Annotated in this window: 14 protein-coding genes; 5 read left to right on the forward strand and 9 right to left on the reverse strand. The window is 70.3% G+C overall.

What is annotated here, in order from left to right:
- Positions 1-7: 7 nt before the first annotated feature.
- From MRB58_RS07215 to MRB58_RS07240, 6 genes are all read right to left on the reverse strand, one after another.
- On the reverse strand, positions 8-703 hold the full coding sequence (locus MRB58_RS07215; protein ID WP_244781050.1) for an orotate phosphoribosyltransferase: 696 nt from the start codon (positions 701-703) through the stop codon (positions 8-10).
- 35 nt (positions 704-738) lie between these two features.
- Positions 739-1,794 (reverse strand): dihydroorotase, encoded by a 1,056-nt coding sequence (gene pyrC / locus MRB58_RS07220; protein WP_244781051.1) that lies wholly within the window; start codon positions 1,792-1,794, stop codon positions 739-741.
- Between the two features lie 12 nt (positions 1,795-1,806).
- Positions 1,807-2,697 carry a dihydroorotate dehydrogenase gene (locus tag MRB58_RS07225; RefSeq protein ID WP_244781052.1) on the reverse strand — a complete coding sequence of 297 codons (891 nt, stop codon included), beginning with the start codon at positions 2,695-2,697 and terminating at the stop codon, positions 1,807-1,809.
- Between the two features lie 8 nt (positions 2,698-2,705).
- Positions 2,706-3,515, reverse strand: coding sequence for a hypothetical protein (locus MRB58_RS07230; protein ID WP_244781054.1), 810 nt, complete (start codon positions 3,513-3,515; stop codon positions 2,706-2,708).
- Positions 3,512-4,540 carry a histone deacetylase family protein gene (locus MRB58_RS07235; RefSeq protein ID WP_244781055.1) on the reverse strand — a complete coding sequence of 343 codons (1,029 nt, stop codon included), beginning with the start codon at positions 4,538-4,540 and terminating at the stop codon, positions 3,512-3,514. The genes MRB58_RS07230 and MRB58_RS07235 overlap by 4 nt, the downstream gene beginning before the upstream one ends.
- A gap of 175 nt (positions 4,541-4,715) precedes the next feature.
- Entirely contained in the window at positions 4,716-5,870 is a 1,155-nt protein-coding gene (locus MRB58_RS07240; RefSeq protein WP_244781056.1) for a sensor histidine kinase, read from the reverse strand.
- A 351-nt stretch (positions 5,871-6,221) separates the two neighbouring features.
- On the opposite strand from MRB58_RS07240, the gene MRB58_RS07245 reads away from it, so the two are divergent.
- Positions 6,222-6,935, forward strand: coding sequence for a DUF3299 domain-containing protein (locus tag MRB58_RS07245; RefSeq protein ID WP_244781057.1), 714 nt, complete (start codon positions 6,222-6,224; stop codon positions 6,933-6,935).
- Between the two features lie 13 nt (positions 6,936-6,948).
- Here the strand turns inward: MRB58_RS07245 and MRB58_RS07250 are convergent, their stop codons facing one another.
- On the reverse strand, positions 6,949-7,605 hold the full coding sequence (locus tag MRB58_RS07250) for a hypothetical protein (RefSeq protein ID WP_244781058.1): 657 nt from the start codon (positions 7,603-7,605) through the stop codon (positions 6,949-6,951).
- A 196-nt stretch (positions 7,606-7,801) separates the two neighbouring features.
- On the opposite strand from MRB58_RS07250, the gene MRB58_RS07255 reads away from it, so the two are divergent.
- Together MRB58_RS07255 and MRB58_RS07260 are read left to right on the forward strand one after the other, a co-directional pair.
- Positions 7,802-8,938, forward strand: a complete 1,137-nt coding sequence (locus MRB58_RS07255) for a M20/M25/M40 family metallo-hydrolase (protein ID WP_244781920.1) — start codon at positions 7,802-7,804, stop codon at positions 8,936-8,938.
- Positions 8,939-9,164: 226 nt separating this feature from the next.
- Positions 9,165-10,427, forward strand: coding sequence for a RuBisCO large subunit C-terminal-like domain-containing protein (locus MRB58_RS07260; protein ID WP_371747245.1), 1,263 nt, complete (start codon positions 9,165-9,167; stop codon positions 10,425-10,427).
- A gap of 346 nt (positions 10,428-10,773) precedes the next feature.
- On the opposite strand, the gene MRB58_RS07265 is transcribed toward MRB58_RS07260, so the two are convergent.
- Positions 10,774-11,412 carry a helix-turn-helix domain-containing protein gene (locus tag MRB58_RS07265; RefSeq protein WP_244781059.1) on the reverse strand — a complete coding sequence of 213 codons (639 nt, stop codon included), beginning with the start codon at positions 11,410-11,412 and terminating at the stop codon, positions 10,774-10,776.
- Between the two features lie 446 nt (positions 11,413-11,858).
- Between MRB58_RS07265 and MRB58_RS07270 the strand changes: the two genes are divergently transcribed.
- Positions 11,859-12,695 (forward strand): 3-keto-5-aminohexanoate cleavage protein, encoded by an 837-nt coding sequence (locus tag MRB58_RS07270; protein WP_244781060.1) that lies wholly within the window; start codon positions 11,859-11,861, stop codon positions 12,693-12,695.
- A gap of 167 nt (positions 12,696-12,862) precedes the next feature.
- Here MRB58_RS07270 and bcsN read toward each other — a convergent pair whose 3' ends face one another.
- Positions 12,863-13,885: a cellulose biosynthesis protein BcsN gene (bcsN, locus tag MRB58_RS07275; protein WP_244781061.1), complete on the reverse strand. Its 1,023-nt coding sequence runs from the start codon at positions 13,883-13,885 to the stop codon at positions 12,863-12,865.
- Between the two features lie 497 nt (positions 13,886-14,382).
- Here bcsN and bcsA point away from each other — a divergent pair, with 497 nt between their 5' ends.
- Complete coding sequence (bcsA, locus tag MRB58_RS07280; RefSeq protein WP_244781062.1) at positions 14,383-16,683, forward strand: UDP-forming cellulose synthase catalytic subunit; 2,301 nt, start codon at positions 14,383-14,385, stop codon at positions 16,681-16,683.
- The last annotated feature ends 7 nt before the right edge of the window (positions 16,684-16,690 follow it).

Below are 16,690 nucleotides of genomic sequence, written 5' to 3' on the forward strand. Positions count from 1 at the left end.
GGCGCAGTCAGACGTCGAGCCGGTCGACCCCGCCGTGCGCCGCGCTCCAGGCGAGCGGGGAGCGCAGGAACTTCTCCACCTCGGCAAGGGCGCCGCGGTCGAGCGACCGGTCGTCGGCGGCGACGCGCATCACGTCGCTCCACCGGGCGAGTGCGTGCAGCGTCATGCCGTGGCGGCCGAGGGCGTCGCTGGAGCCGGGGAAGATGTCGTGATGGAAGACGACGAAGCAGTGCGCCACCTCCGCGCCCGCCCCGCGCAATGCCTCGGCGAAGCGGACCTTGCTGCCGCCGTCCGTGGCGAGATCCTCCACGAGGAGCGTGCGCTGGCCCTCCCGGAAGGCTCCCTCGATCTGCGCGTTGCGGCCGAACCCCTTGGGGGCCTTGCGCACATATTGCATCGGCAGCGCCATCAGGTCGGCGATCCAGGCCGCGAAGGGGATGCCGGCCGTCTCGCCGCCGGCCACCGCGTCGAACCGCTCCAGCCCGACGTCGCGCGCCAGCGATCCGACGGCGAGCTGCATCAAGGTGGCGCGCAAACGCGGGTAGGCGATCAGCTTGCGGCAGTCGACATAGACCGGCGACTTCAGGCCCGAGGTGTAGGTGAACGGCTCTTCGGGACGCAGATGCACGGCCTGCACCTCGAGCAGCGCGCGGGCGGTAATTCGCGCGACGTCCTCGCGGGGCAGGATGGTGGCGGCGGTCATTGTCGGTCTCTCTCGTTGTCAGCGGGCGGGTGGAATCAGCGGCCGGGCAGTGCGGGCGAACCCTCGACCCGCCAGGTGATGTCGAATCCGGGGTTGAAGAGCGTCACCGGCCCGTCGGCGGTCACGATCGGGTCGAGCGGAACCGGTGCGCCGCGGGTGAGTGTCACGGTGTCGGGGTTGGGTGCCAGCCCGTAGAAGGCTGCGCCCTGGTCGGACACGAACGCCTCCAGCTTGTCGAGCGCGCCGACCGCCTCGAAGAGGTGCGCCAGGATGGCGAGGGCGACCGGCGCCGTGAAGCACCCTGCCGCACCGCAGGGGCCGAGCTTCCTGGGGTCCGTGTGCGGCGCCGAATCCGAGCCGAAGAAGAACGACGGATCGTCCCCCGTGGCCGCGGCGACAAGCGCCTCGCGGTCCTCGCGGCGCTTGACAATGGGGAGGCAGTAGTTGTGCGGGCGGATCCCGCCGGCCAGCAGGTCGTTGCGGTCGATCACGAGGTGGTGTGCGGTGATGGTGCCCGCCATGCCCTCGGTGCCGCGCACGAAGTCGATCGCGGCGCGGGTCGACAGGTGCTCCAGCACGATCTTCAAGTCCGGCACGCGGGCGCGCAGCGGGGCGAGGACGCGCTCCAGGAACACCGCCTCGCGGTCGAAGATGTCCACCTCGTGGTCGGTCACCTCGCCGTGGATGCACAGGACGAGGCCGCGCTCGGCCATCCGCTCCAGCACCGGCGTCAGCGCCGCGACGTCGTTGACGCCGGACGCGGAGTTGGTGGTGGCGTGCGCGGGGTAGAGCTTGGCCGCGGTGCAGACGCCGGCGACCTCGTCGATCGTCTCGGGCGTCGTCTCGTCGGTGAGGTAGAGCGTCATCAGCGGCTCGAACAGCGCGTCCGGCGCGCCGGCGGTGACGGCGGCCAGGATGCGGTCGCGGTAGGCACTCACCATCGCGGCGTTGACCACCGGCGGCACCAGGTTGGGCATGATGATCGCGCGGGCGAAGTCGAGCGAGCCGGTGGCGACCGCGTCGAGGATTGCCCCGTCGCGCAGGTGCAGGTGGAAGTCGTCGGGGCGGCGGATGGTGAGGGTGTCTGTCATGGTCCGGCAGGGTCAGGCGCGGCGCGGGAGGTCGCGCGCGGCGATCCCCCGGGCGGTGCAATGGGTGGCGAGCGCGTCGATGAGGTTCGGCATGGCGAGCGGGCGCGAGAACGTCGCCGATCCGACCGCGACCGCCGAGGCGCCGGCGGCCATGTAGTCGAGCGCGTCCTGCAACGTGGCGATGCCGCCGCAGCCGACGATCGGAACGCCGGGCAGCTTCTGCGCCACCTGGTAGGTGCAGCGCAGGTTGACCGGCTTCACCGGCATGCCCGAGAGCCCACCGGTGACGTTGGCGAGCGCCGGCCGCCCGTCACGCCGGAAGGCGATCCCGGTCAGCGTGTTGGCGACGATCAGCGCGTCGGCCCCGGCCTCGACGCTGGCGGCGGCGACCGCGGCGATGTCCTCGGCGTTGGGCGAGAGCTTGGCCCACAGGGGGAGCGCCGTCGCGCGGCAGGCGGCGACCACCTCGGCAGACGCGGCGGGGTCGAGCGCGAAGGAGCGGCCGCCTTCCTCGAGGTTGGGGCAGGAAAGGTTCAGCTCGATGGCGTCGATCCCGGTCCCCTCGAGCGCTGCGATCAGCTCGGCGAAGCCCGCCGCCGTGTCGGCCGAGATCGAGACGATGACCGGCGTCCCCCACCCCAGGTAGGCCGGCAGCGTCTTCGTCAGGAACGCCTCGACCCCGTCGGACGGGATGCCGACCGCATTGAGGAGCCCGCCGCCGGTCTCGGTCAGGCGGTTGGGCGGGTGGCCGGGGCGGTAGCCGGGCATCAGCGTCTTGGGGACGAGCGCGCCGAGACGGCCGAGGTCGAACACCCGCCCGTAGGAGGCGGCGAAGGTGCCGGATGCGGGGATCACCGGGTTCTTCAAGGTGACCGCGCCGATGGGGACCGTGAGGTCGGGCATCGAGGCACTCATCGGAACGCCACCTCCGCGATCGGGAAGATCGGCCCTTCGCAGACGAGGTGGTAGCGCTCGTCGCGGAACTTGCGGATGCAGGACTTGCAGGCGCCGATCCCGCACGGCATCGCCACCTGTAGCGCGGCGAACCCGGGGACGCCCTCGCGCTCGCACCACGCCTGGACCTCGCCCATCACATGGTCGAACGCCCCGGCGGCGACGGCGGCGGGGCGCGCCGCGGCGAGCGCTGCGACAACCTCGCTTCCGGCGAGGCGCGTCACCTCTGCGACCGGCTCGAACATGGCGATCAGCGCCGCGTCCTGCTCGCCGGCGGTGACGGGGCCGGCGGGCGCGTCGGGCGGGCGGGTGACGAAGACGACGCGCGTGCGCTCCCCGGCGGCTCTGCGCTCGTGGCAGAGCGCCAGCATGGTGCCGAAGTGCGCCCCCTCGACAACGATCAGCGCGTCCGGCCCGAGCGGCTCGAACGGGTGGCCGAGCGGGCCGAAGAGGTGGAGCGCCTCGCCCGGCTCGGCGGCGGCGATCAGGCGCGTCCCCTCGCCCTGGTAGCCGAAGGAGATCGTCAGCGGGTCGGTGGCGATGATGCTCATCGGCCGTGCCAGCAGCGGCGCCCCCTCCCGGTTGGAGCTGACCAGCAGGAACTGCCCCGCGCGCGCGCCGGCGAAGGCGGCCGGGGCGTCGAACGTCATCGTCGTGACGGCGCGGTCCTCGGCGATGGTGCGCACGGGGGCATCGCCGGCGAAGACCGGCGCGCCGGCAGGGGCGACCCGCGTTTCGGGGCCGATATCGGTCGACGCGGCGCTCATGCGGAGGCTCCGAGAAAGCCCGAGAGGAAGGCGGCGATGTTGTCGGTCAGCGGCTCCGAAAGGTAGCCGCCTTCCTGGATGATGGCGGTCGGCAGCCGTGCCGCCCCCAGCATCTCGCCCGCGCGGCCGATCCCCTCGGTGGTGACGCTCATGCCGCCTAGCGGGTCGCTGGCATGAATGTCCAGCCCCAGCGACAGGACGAGGTTGTCGGCGCCGAACCGGGCGATGCGCCCGAGCGCGACGCCGATCGCGTCCAGCCAGGCGGCATCCTCGGCACCGATGGGGAGAGGCAGGTTGACGTTCGCCCCCTCCCCGTCGCCGACGCCCGCCTCGTGCGCGTAGCCCCAGAACCAGGGATAGAAGAAGGCCGGGTCGGCGTGGATCGACACGAAGAGGATGTCGCCGCGGGCGTAGGTGATCGCCTGCGTGCCGTTGCCGTGGTGGACGTCGATGTCGAGGATGGCGGGGCGGCCTCCCTCGGCGATCAGCGCCTCGGCGGCGATCGCGGCGTTGTTGAGGAAGCAATGCCCGCCGGCGACCTCGCGCGCGGCGTGATGGCCGGGCGGGCGGGCGAGCGCATAGGCGGGCCGGCCGGTGGCGGCGACCTCCTGCGCGGCCGCGACCGCACCGTCGGCCGCACGGCAGGCGGCCGCCCAGGTGACGGGGCCGATGGGGACGGCCCCGTCGCCCATATGCCAGCCGGCGCGGCCGACGATCCCGGTCGGATACGAGGCATGGGCGAGGCGCGGCTGGGCGTTGGCGAGCACCTCTTCGCCGGCGTTCGGGAGCGCCTGCCAGGCGGCGTGCGCGCCCTCCAGAAAGTCGAGGTAGCGGGGCGAGTGGACGGCGGCGCGCGTCAGCGGCGAGGCGACGGGCGGCTCCTCGGCCGTGAGGTTCAGCCGGGAGAGACCGGCCAGCAGGCGTTCCGCCCGTTCGGGCCGCTCCTCGTTCTGCGCGATGCGGCCGCGCAGGATGAAGGACTTCGGGCTGTGATGCGCGGTCTCGGCCGCGTAGAAAGAGCGCATGGGACTTCCAAGCCGGGGCCGGACGGTGGAGGAGGAGGCGGATGCGTCGCTGCGCGACCGGCCCCATCATCCTCGACAGACGCCGCGCAAGCAAGGTTCGCCCCCAGGTGAACCACTGCCGTGCACGGCGAGCTTGGTATGCCGCCCGCTCGGGCGCGCCGTCCGCTCCGGCGTGTCACACGGTGAAGCGGAGCGCCCAGCCGGTGCCGACAGCCTGCTCCAGCGGCAGCAGCGTGCCGCCCAGCTGCATCACCAGCGCGCGGACGATGTTGCTGCCCGACCCGTGGCTGCCGCGCCGCTCCTCCCCGGCCGCCGCCGCCGCACCGACGCCGTCGTCCGACACGGTGATCTCGTGCCGTTCGTCCGACGCCAGGCGCAGCACCACGTGCACCGCGCCCCGCCGCCCCGCCGGGAAGCCGTGCTTGAGCGCGTTGGTAATGAGCTCGTTGACGATCAGCGCGATCGGCGAGCCGAGCGCCACCGGCACCTCGAGCGGCTCCAGCTCGGCGGTGATCACGACCCCGTCCGGCGCCAGCGCGTCCTCCAGACCCTCGCAAACGCGCGACAGCAGGTCGTCGGCCCGCAGCGAGGTGGTCTCGCGGTGGGCGTCGAGCACGTCGTGCATCGCGGCGATCGACATCAGGCGCCGCTCGAAGGCCGAGATCTCCTGGTCCGCCTCCTCGTCCTGCACGTTGCGCCGGGCGGTTCGCACCAGGGACATCAGCAAGGCGAGGTTGTTCTTCACCCGGTGGATCAGCTCGCGCTGCGCATCCGGCTCGTCACCGGCGGCGAGGTCCGGGTGCGGCTCGGGCAACGCCAGCGCCGGCGCGGTGGCGAACGCGTCGCTGGTGACGAGGATGTGTCTCTGCGGCAGCACCGGCGGGCGATGCACCACCAGCGGCCGGGCGCGCAATGCGAGGTTGGAGCCTTCCCCCTCGGCCTGCCGCGGGGTCAAGGAGAAGCTGCGCCAATCGTCGGCCGCGGCGATGGCCGCCAGCGTCAGGCGCACGTCGTCGGCGTCCTCGGCCCAGAGCTCGGCGAACGGCCGGTCGACGAGGTCCCGCCCCACCGCCTTGCAGGCCCATTCGTTGGCATAGGCGATATGCTCGTCGTCGGTCAGCATGATGACCGCGATGTCGAGTTTGTTGAGGATCTCGGCGCCGATTTCGAACGCGCCCGGTTGTGGCCGGCCGCGCAGGGAGGGCGCGGGCCGCGGCGCATCGTAGGCGAGCGGAGTCGACGCCTCGCGGTTCTCGCTCGGCTTGGCGACGCCGGCCGCCGATCCCTGGCCGCCCGATCGCAAGTAGGAGTGCAGGCCCTGCGTGGTCATCCCGCCCTCCATTCGGGGAGGCAGGCATCCACGTCGCGCCGGCCGCTCGGAACGCCGAGTGGCAAACGAAGACGGACATCTTCGGACATGATACGCTGCCCTATACCAGTCGCGGCCGACAGCCGCGGAACACAATCCGACACCAACCGGTACACCGCCATCATGCCCTCGCGGGCGGGCGCACCGTGTTCGCGTCTCGCGGGCCACCTACTGGCGTGACCCACACAATGAGGTATCAGGTGCGGCTGGTGCGTGGCTGAAGCGGCCTGCGTCGCACCGGAACGGCGCGTCGTGTCGCCGGCCGGTGCATCGCGCCCGTCGCGCCCCCATCTGAACGGGACGGAGGTGCATATGGTCGCAATCGCTGTGAGAGGCCTCGTCGTGGCGCTGATCGCCGTCGTCGTAGTCGGCGCCACCATCTACGTCCACGATCAGAACGAAGCGCCGCCCCCGCTGGTCGACGCCGACGGCAACGTCATCGAGGACACCACCGGCTTTACCGAGGTTCCCGGCTTCTTCGACGGCAGCGCCCCGCACGAACTGGTGCGTTACGACCTGCCGGAGGCGACCGTGACGCCGCCGCTGGCCGAGGGCGTGGAGGCGATCACCTTCCCGGACCTGTGGGCTCCGGGCGACTTCAAGCTCGACGTGCCGCCCGAGGCGCGCCTCGGCACCCCCACGAAAGACACCTTCGAGGACGGCATGACGGACGAAGACATCGCCAACTTCTTCCTCGACATGTCCGACATGCGCGAGATGCAGCCGCGCGTCGGCCGCGTGCGCGACGAACTCGACGGCAAGCGCGTGCGGCTCGCCGGCTACGCGAGCCCGGTCGGCTTCGAGCTGGACGAGCGGCAGTTCCTGCTGGTGCCCGAGCTGGGCGCCTGCGTGCACGTCCCGCCGCCGCCGCCCAACCAGGTCATCTACGTCGACTACCAGCAGCTCGCGCCGGAGGTCGGCGACCCGGTGTGGGTGACCGGCACCCTGCGTGCCACCCCCGTCGCGACCATCCTCGCCGACGTCGGCTACCGCCTCGAGGACGTCACCGTGGAGCCCTACCGCTAGGTCTGCGGCCCGCTCACGCCAGGAAGGGCGCGGAGTTCACCGAGTATTGCGCCGCGTCGAACGCGGCCCAGACCGATTTCGGCGCATAGGTGACCGCGTCGTGGCCGGTGCGCGCGTCGTAGGTGTCGCTCAGGCCGCGCAGGCTCGCCAACAGGTCGTCCAAATGCGGGTATCCGGCGCGGCCGTTGAAGGAGCGCGCATCGTCCAGCACCAGGACGAACTCGCGCGTGAGGTCCGTGGTCAGCAGCGCCACCTCCTGCGTCAGCACCGACTTGGTTTCCGCCTGGCCGGTGTGGTCGCCCGAGCAGTGCGCGTCGAGCCAGAAGAGCGTGCGGTCCGGCAGAGTGGGGACCAGCTCGGGCAGAATCACCGCCGAGTTGCCGAGATGCTGGGTCACGTTGGGCCGCTCCGCCAGCTTCTCCTTGGCGCGGACGAACTGGCGCTCGTCGATCTCGATCGTGTGGACCGCGAGACCGTCGCAAAAACTCATCATCGCCGATGTGGTGCCGGCGAGCGTCCCGGTTTCGACGAAGGCGGTCGAGCCGGCGGCCTGACGCATCCGATCCAGCCACAGCACCTTGACCGTCTGCGGCGGGGGCACCGGCGACCCGTCGAGCGCCCAGTCGGCGATCGACCGGTACGCGTACATTCTGCTCCATTTGTCGACCATGATGCCACCTGTGTCCAATCGCATGACGTTATTTCGGTGACGATGCGAACGGGGGCCGGCGTAGTCCACCCCCATCGTCTTCCGCGCGCCGGAACCCCGCCGCACACCCGGCGCGACATCTTTGCCCTTCGTCGTCGACACGCCGGACGCGATGGTGTCAGCTTCGCCGATCCTCGATCTGCGAGCGGACCGGCCCATGGACGTCAACACCCTCCCCCTCTCTTCGGACGCGATGCTGGAGGGCCTGCGCCCCTGGATCGAGTGCGAGAGCCCGACCTACGACCCGGCGGCGGTGACGCGCATGGTGGGCATCGCCTGCGATCGGCTGCGCGAGCTGGGCGCGCGGGTGGAACACATCCCCGGCCCGCCCGGCCTCGGCGACTGCGCCCGCGCCGTCTTCCCCCACCCGCGGCCGGACACGCCCGGCGTCCTGGTGATGGCCCACCTCGACACGGTGCATCCGCACGGGACGCTGGAGCGGCTCCCCTTCCGCCGCGAGGGAGACATCGCGACCGGACCGGGCCTGTGCGACATGAAGGGCGGCACCTATGCCGCGCTCGAGGCGGCGCGCGCCCTCGCCGAGGTCGGCCACGAGACGCCGCTGCCGATCCACGTGCTGCTGACGTCGGACGAGGAGATCGGCACTCCCGGCACGCGCGCGCTGATCGAGGCGGAGGCGGCGAAGCACAAATATGTCCTGGTGCCGGAGCCGGGGCTGATGGGGCCGTCCGCGGTCTGCACCGGCCGCTACGCGATCGCCCGCTACCACCTCGCCGCGCACGGGGTGGCGAGCCACGCGGGGATCCGCCTGTCGAAGGGGCGCTCGGCGATCCGGGAGATGGCCGAGCGCATCCCGCAGATCGAGGCGATGACGGACGCGGACTGCACCTACTCGGTCGGCGTGGTGCACGGCGGCCAGTGGGTGAACTGCGTGTCGACCGTGTGCCGGGGCGAGGCGCTGTCGATGGCCAAGCGCCAGGCCGATCTCGATCGCGGGATCGAGCGGATGCTGGGGATGAGCCACCGCAACGAGGACGGCAGCGGCTTCGAGGTCGCGCTCAGCGTGGTGCGTCCGGTGTGGGAGCCGGGCGCGGGAACGCTGGCGCTCTTCGAACGGGCGAAGCGGATCGCGGCGACGATGGGTATCGAGCTGACGCATGACAGTGCCGGCGGCGGCTCGGACGCCAACTTCACCGGGGCGCTGGGGATGGCGACGCTGGACGGGCTCGGGCTCGACGGCGAGATGGTGCACACGCTGCACGAATATATCGAGGTGGAGAGCCTCGCCCGCCGCGCCCGCCTGATGGCCGGGCTGATGGCCGAGTTGGACTGACCCCGCGCCGCCCGCCTGGGTCGCCGCCGGCGAGCCACAGCGGGCGGGATCGCGCCGCGGCACTCGACGGCGGGCCGGTTTTCGGCGATGGAGCGGTCCGGCGTCGCTACGGCGCCTCGACGTGCGGCGAGCGTTCGCCGCGTCCGCCGGCCGTTCGCCAGCCGAACGACCCTCTATTCTATTGGGCGCGGGCCGACCCGGCGGACCGGCGCGCGATCTGGGACGGATGATGACGGCGCGCATCGAAGCGGACTATCTCCTCGACACCGCCTACCCGCTGCAGGAGGCCGCCGCCGCGCTGGCCCGTGAGCAGTCGTGCGGCGCGTTCGCCGCGGCTGCCGGGCTGGGCGACGCGGCCGCCAGGGAGGCGCGCGCCGCGGCGCGGGTCGAGGCGCTGGAGGATCTGGGGCCGGTCGCGGCGCCGGCGCTGCCCCACGCCGGCCGCCGGAGCGAGCCGCACCGCCGCGCCGCCCTCACGCTGTCGTGGCCGCTGGAGACGCTCGGCGCGTCGGTGCCGAACCTGATGACGACGGTGGCCGGCAACCTCTTCGAGCGGCCCGAGGCGGCCGGGCTCAAGCTGACCGCGCTGCGCCTGCCGCGCGCGTTCGCCGCCGCCTATCCGGGGCCCGCGTTCGGCATCACCGGAACGCGGCGCCTGGCGGGGGTGGAGGGCCGGCCGCTGATCGGGGCGATCGTGAAGCCGTCCGTCGGCTATACGCCGGCGCAGACGGCGACGCTGACGCACCTCTTGTGCGGCGCCGGGGTCGACTTCATCAAGGACGACGCGCTGCAGGCGGATGGCCCGTCCTGCCCGTTCGAGGAGCGGGTGCGGGCGGTGCTGGACGTGGTCGACGAGCACGCGCAGCGCACCGGTCGGCGCGTGATGGTCGCCTTCAACCTCACCGGCTCGGTGGACGAGATGCGGGCCCGGCACGACCTGGTGCTGGAGCTCGGCGGGACTTGCCTGATGGTGAGCCTGAACGCCGTCGGCCTCGCCGGACTGGAGGCGTTGCGCCGGCACAGCCAGCTGCCGATTCACGGCGACCGGGCCGGCTGGGGCCTCTACGACCGCCACCCCATGCTCGGCATCGCCTTTCCGGCGTGGCAGGTCTTCTGGCGTCTGCTGGGCTGCGACCAGATGCACCTCAACGGGTTCGGCAACGCGCTGTGCGAGCCCGACGCCAGCGTGGTGCAGTCCGCCCGCGCCTGCCAGGCACCGTTGTTCGCGCAGAAGCCGATGGCGGTGATGCCGGTCCTGTCGGCGGGGCAGACGGCACGGCAGGTGCCGGCGACCTGGGCGTCGTTGCAGAACACGGACCTGATCTATGCGGCCGGCGGCGGGATCATGACGCACCCGGACGGGCCGGGAGCCGGCGTCGCCGCCCTGCGCGAGGCGTGGGAGGCGGCGATGTCCGGCACGCCGCTCGCCGTCTTCGCTCGCACCCGCCCCGCCCTGGCCGCCGCACTGCAAGCAGCCACGCGCCCATAGGGACCCGGCGCCGGTGACCTCCGGTGAAGGGCGACCGGCCTCGCTGGACGCCTGGCACCGGCGGGCGCCGCATGGCCTCGCTGGACGCCGCACGGCCCCGGTGGACGCCGAATGGCCCCGCTGGACGCCGCATGGCCTCACTGGACGCCGCATGGCCCCGCTGGACGCCGCATGGCTTCGGTGGGTGCCGAATGGCTTCGATTTGCGCCGTTGTGTTCCGGTGCGGCCGTCGTCGGTCTCGGCGCACGACATTGGCCGGGACGGACGCTTCCGCCCGTCTGGTCGCCGGCGATGGCGCGTTCGCGGTGCCGGTGTTCCCGCTCGCCGGAGGTGAGCGGGTGGCGGGTCAGCCTTCCGCGTCGGTGCCGAAGTCGCCGTCGTCGGTGCCGGATGTGACGCACAGGATGCGCGCCGAGCGGCCGGCCGCCGCCTCGTAGTGGTGGGCGCGGCGGCTGTCGAGATAGACGCTGTCGCCGGTTTCGAGGGTGATCGGGTCGGCATCCTCGAGGTCGACGCGGACGGTCCCCTTGAGGACGAGGACGAACTCTTCCCCGCCGTGGCCCTCCAGCCGGCGATATTCGCCTTTGCGGGGCGGCTTCAGCGTGGCGAAGGTGGGGGTCATCCGCTTGTCCGGCACATGGGCGAAGAGTTTTTCGTGCAGCGCGTCGGACAGCATCGTGATTTCGGCCTCACCGCGGCGGCTGACAGCGACCGCCCCGTCCCGCAGGCGCGATTCGTTGGTCTCGATCAGGTCGGTCACGTCGACCTCGAGGCCGCGGGCGAGCTTGCGGAAGCAGTCGTAGGTGGGGGTCATGCGGTTCCGCTCGATCTTCGAGATCGTCGAGATCGCGAGGCCGGACCGCTCGGCAACGCGTTGAATCGTCAGCCCCTTGGCCTTGCGAACGGCCTTCGCGCGGGCTGCGAGTGTGAGGCTCGCCCCGTCGCTCGACGTCACTGTCTGGTCGGTCGCAAGGTCTGTCATCATCTGAAGAGTAATGCGGCAATGGACCGCTGACAACTACTGCTCGCCGTCATGGCCAAGATTTTTCAGACTTCATATTACCGTTTGTCAATAAACCCCGCCCACGAGGACAGGGGAAATAGACGACGGACGGTCGTCATATCACGCCTAATCAGACGAAGCCTTGCGCCGAATTTACACTCCAGTATTGGAAGCGTATGACTTTAATATAAATGTTTTGAATCATGTTTTCTTGTGAACTTTCTGACGCTTAGCGGCAGCCGCACCGGCGCCGCCTCGGCCGGCGTGCCCAGGATCACGGCACCCGTCACACAGGTAAGGCGGCTGCCGTCGCCGGGACCGCGCGGGCTTTTGGGTCGCGTGGCGGATTTTTCGCCGCCGCCCCCTTCGGCTCCCGGTCCCGGCAAAGTAAGAGCGAGGCAAGAACGACAAATCCGAGAGGAGAGACCATGGCCAAGCCCGTGATGATCTGCGTGGCGATCACCGGAAGCCTGCCCAAGAAGGTCGACAATCCCGCCGTGCCGATCAGCGTCGCCGAGCAGATCGAGTCGACCCACGAGGCCTTCGAGGCCGGCGCCACCATCGTCCACGCCCACGTGCGCAACGACGACGAGAGCCCGACCTCCGATCCGGAGCGCTTCGCCCGGTTGAAAGAAGGCCTGGAGACCCACTGCCCCGGCATGATCGTGCAGTTTTCCACCGGGGGCCGGTCCGGCGCGGGGAAGACGCGCGGCGGTATGCTGCCGCTGAAACCGGACATGGCCTCGCTTTCGGTCGGCTCCAACAACTTCCCCACCCGCGTCTACGAGAACCCGCCCGACCTCGTCGACTGGCTGGCCGCCGAGATGCTCGAATACGGCATCAAGCCCGAGATCGAGGCCTTCGATCTCAGCCACATCTTCAAGGCCAAGGAGATGAAGGACAAAGGGCAGCTCGCCGGCACGCCCTACGTCCAGTTCGTCATGGGGGTGAAGAACGCCATGCCGGTCGACCGCGAGGTGTTCGACTTCTACATCGCCACCGTGCATCGCTTCTTCGGCGAGGACGCGCCCTGGTGCGCGGCCGGCATCGGCGCGAACCAGATCGTCCTCAACGAGTGGGCGATCGCCTCGGGCGGGCACGCGCGCACCGGCATGGAGGACAACATCCGCCTCGACCGCGCCACCCTCGCCCCGTCGAACGCGGCGCTGGTGAAGCGGGCGGTCGAGCTGGCCGAGCGGTACGAGCGGCCGGTCGCCTCCTGGCGCGAGGCACGAGCGCTGCTGGGACTGCCCGTCGCCGCCTGACCCGCCCCACGACGTAGAAAGGCCCCGCCACCCGCGAAGGGTGCCGGGGCAAGTTGAGGCAGTTGGATGCCGGTCGCGGGGGTCCCGTGCGGGGCGCCCCGCGACCGTCGGTGGTGCGGCCCGAAAGGGCCGGTGTTGCCGGCCGGCCGGAGCCGGCGCGGCGAACCTCAGTTCGTCGGGCGGATCACCCGCACCCGAGAGGTCGGCGTGTTGGAGAGACCGGCCCGACCGCCGGCCGACGGCACGACGACCGATCCGCCGCGCGTGCTCAGCCCCGTGGCCGGCAGGTTCGAACTCTCGACACGCGGCTCGGACAAGTCGGTGTTCTCCGGCCGGGGGACGATCGCGGCGCCCTCGATCGGCTGGTTCAGCACCGTCGGCTGCGCGATGGCGGGCTCGACCGCCGTCACCGTGACGGCGCGTCTGCGCGGACGGGCGATGGTGGTCTCCCGGCGCGGGCCGAAGGACGTCGGCGCGACGACCGTCGGGTCCACCGCGACCTGCGGCAGAATGGTCTCGCCCGGCCGGCCGATGCGCGGGTCGGGCTCCGGCGGATCGCCGTAGGGATTCCACCGCTGCGACAGGAAGTAGCCGTTGATGGTCAACCCGTAGGCGAGCAGCAGCAGCGTGCGGGTATCGGTTCCCCTGTCGCACACGCGCATGCGCCAGGTGATGGCGCCGCGCTGGGCGGAGAAGACCCGCGCCTCCGCGGCGATGCGCTGCCAGGCGTAGACGCAGTTGGCGCCGGTGCGGGCGCGCCCGGTGGCGTAGGAGAACGGCCCGTAGCGGTTCTGCGCATAGAGGCCGGAGACCTCCATGTGCACGCCCGGGAACTGGCTCTGCATCTCCTTGCGGATATCATGGAGGTCGATGATATCGGTGGATAAGGTCTCGCGACCCGCCTCGGCCCCCATCGGACCGTAGGCGCGCACGATGATGACGTTCTGCCCGGCGACCCCGCTGTCATCCTCTAGGAGGATGTCCTGGGCTAGGCCGTTGACATACCTGTTTTCCAAAACAGCGATCACGGCGGGTCCGCCGGGCGGCGGGGTGATAAACGCCTCGCTGATATCGATCTGACGATTGAGCGAGGCGCTGCGCACCACGCCGCCAGTGGGATTGTAAGAGCATCCGCCGACGAGCGCAGCCGCGAGGACGGCGATCGCCTGATGCATCTTTCGCGACGTCACGAACATTGCATCCAGCCTCATTATCGTTGCCCGCGCGCCGGTGAGGACGGGCACGGCGCAGCGGGGACCGATTCGCGTCGAACCGGCTTCTGACCGTGAGGCTGCAGAAAAGTTGTTGAGCGTGTGTTAACCTTGATGCGGGTTAACGTTAATTCGCGATGGGCACGCTCGATGCCCACCAGGGTTAACCATGGTGGCTGAACGCGCTCAATCACTTATAGAGACGTGGGCGGTGACTATGGTATACGCAGTCCGGATTTCGGCTAAATAGTGGGCGACTCTGGGGACATGGCGCCGCACAAAGGCCTGGGTGACCAGCGCACCTCGGCTCCGACCGCCAGTGCGGCCGCCATTGAACTGCACGTTATCTACCCTTGGGGTAAAGAGATGGACACGCTCGCCGCAATCATCTTGCGTCGATCGGGCGCATCGCAAAAGCGTCGGCGGGTCGCGGGCCGTCACGGGTGGGTCGGCCGCGGGGACGAGGGGATCGGACGATGAGATTTCTCACACTACTGCTCTGGCTGGCGATGGTGGCCATCATCGTCTTCCTGGCAACGCAGCCGGTCAGCCTGACGACCCACTTCGTCACGGCGATGGTGATCATCATCCTCATCGCCATCCTCAAGATGTTCGACCGCCGCGGCACGCTGCGCGCCGTGGTCCTCGCCCTCGGCACCGCGGTCGTGCTGCGATACGTCTACTGGCGCACGACGTCGACGATCCCCCCGGTCGACGAGCTGGCCAACTTCATCCCGGGCTTCGCGCTCTATCTCGCCGAGATGTACTCGGTGTTCATGCTGTTCCTGTCGCTGTTCACGATCGCCGATCCGCTGAACCGCCCGCGGCGCACGCTGGCACGCGATTCGGTCCGCCCCACGGTCGACATCTTTATCCCCAGCTATAACGAGTCGCCGGAGCTGCTGGCGATCACCGTCTCGGCCGCCAAGCAGATCGACTATCCGCAGGACCGCTTCAACGTCTATCTGCTGGACGACGGCGGCACCGACCAGCGCATTGAATCGGCCGACCCGCAGCTGGCCCAGGAGGCGGCCGAGCGTCGCCGCACGTTGCAGCAGCTCTGCCGCGACCTCGGCGTCAACTACCTGACGCGCGCGCAGAACCTCAACGCCAAGGCCGGCAACCTCAACAACGGCCTCGCCCACTCCACCTCGGAGTTCGTGGCGGTGCTGGACGCCGATCACGCCCCGGCGCGCGACTTCCTCAACGAGACGATCGGCTATTTCGCGACCGATCCGCGGCTCTTCCTGGTGCAGACGCCGCACTTCTTCATCAATCCGGACCCGCTCGAGCACAACCTCGAAACCTGGAACCGCATGCCGTCCGAGAACGAGATGTTCTACGGCGTCATCCAGAAGGGTCTCGACAAGTGGAACGCCTCGTTCTTCTGCGGCTCGGCGGCGGTCCTGCGCCGCGAGGCGCTGGAAGAGGTCGGCGGCTTCTCCGGCATGTCCGTGACCGAGGACGCCGAGACGGCGCTGGCGCTGCACGCCCGCGGGTGGAACTCGGCCTATGTCGACCGGCCGATGATCGCCGGGTTGCAGCCGGAGACGTTCGCCAACTTCATCGGTCAGCGCTCGCGCTGGTGTCAGGGGATGCTGCAGATCCTCCTGCTCAACAACCCGCTGTTCAAGCCGGGTCTGACGATCCCGCAGCGCCTGTCCTACCTGTCCTCGATCCTCTATTGGCTGTTCCCGCTGGCGCGGCTGACCTTCCTGTTCGCCCCGCTCGCCTACCTCTTCTTCGGCCTGTCGATCTTCGACGCGTCGGGCTCCGAGTTCGCCGCCTACACCACCACCTACATTCTGGTGAACATCCTCCTCCAAAACTACAACTGGAGCCGGGTGCGGTGGCCGTTCATCTCCGAGCTCTACGAGACGATCCAGTCGGTCTATCTCGGGCGCGCGCTGTTCGCCGTGCTCATCAACCCGACGGCGCCGAGCTTCCGCGTGACGTCGAAGGGCGAGACGACCCGGTTCAGCCGAATTTCCGAGCTGGGCGGCCCGTTCTACATCATTTTCTTCATCCTCGCGGCCGGCCTGGTGGCGATGGTCTGGCGCATCGTCGCGATCCCGTCCGAATCGGGCGTGTCGCTGGTGGTGGGCGGCTGGAACCTCTTCAACATGCTGCTGATGGGCGCCGCGCTGGGCGTGGTGGCCGAGCGGCGGCAGCTGCGCTCCTCCCAGCGCGTCGCGATCGACCGGCCGGCCGAGATCATCTACGGCGACCGCGTCATCCCCGCCCGCATCGACGACGTGTCGGTCAACGGCGCGCGCATCATGGTGCCGGCCAACGCGTTGCGCTCCATCCAGGCGGGCGAGCGCATCATCATGCGCTTCCAGCCACTGGCGCCGCTGCCGTCCAACGAGCTGCCGCTCACCGTCCGCTCCGTCGTGCGCGACGAGGGCGGCATGGCCCTGGGGTCGGAGTTCTCGGTGGACGACGTGCGCCAGTACAAGATGGTGGCCGACCTCATCTTCGCGAACTCCGACGAATGGAGCCGCTTCCAGGCCTCGCGGCGTAAGAACATCGGCGTCACGCGCGGCGTCATCGAGTTCATCCGCGTCGCCGTGTTCCAGACCGTGCGCGGCCTCTCCTACCTGACGCGCTCCGCGCCGACCGCCGGTCGTCGCAAGGCCGCCAGCGACAGCGATTCGAACGCGGCGCCCACCTTCGCCGGCGCGGATCCCAACGCCGTGGTCGCCGGCGCCGGTGCCACGGCCGCCCTCCACGGTGCGCCGATCACCCGGTCGGCCAACCCGACTCCCGATCGTTGAGGTCCAT

Source organism: Acuticoccus sp. I52.16.1 (assembly GCF_022865125.1).
GTDB lineage: Bacteria > Pseudomonadota > Alphaproteobacteria > Rhizobiales > Amorphaceae > Acuticoccus.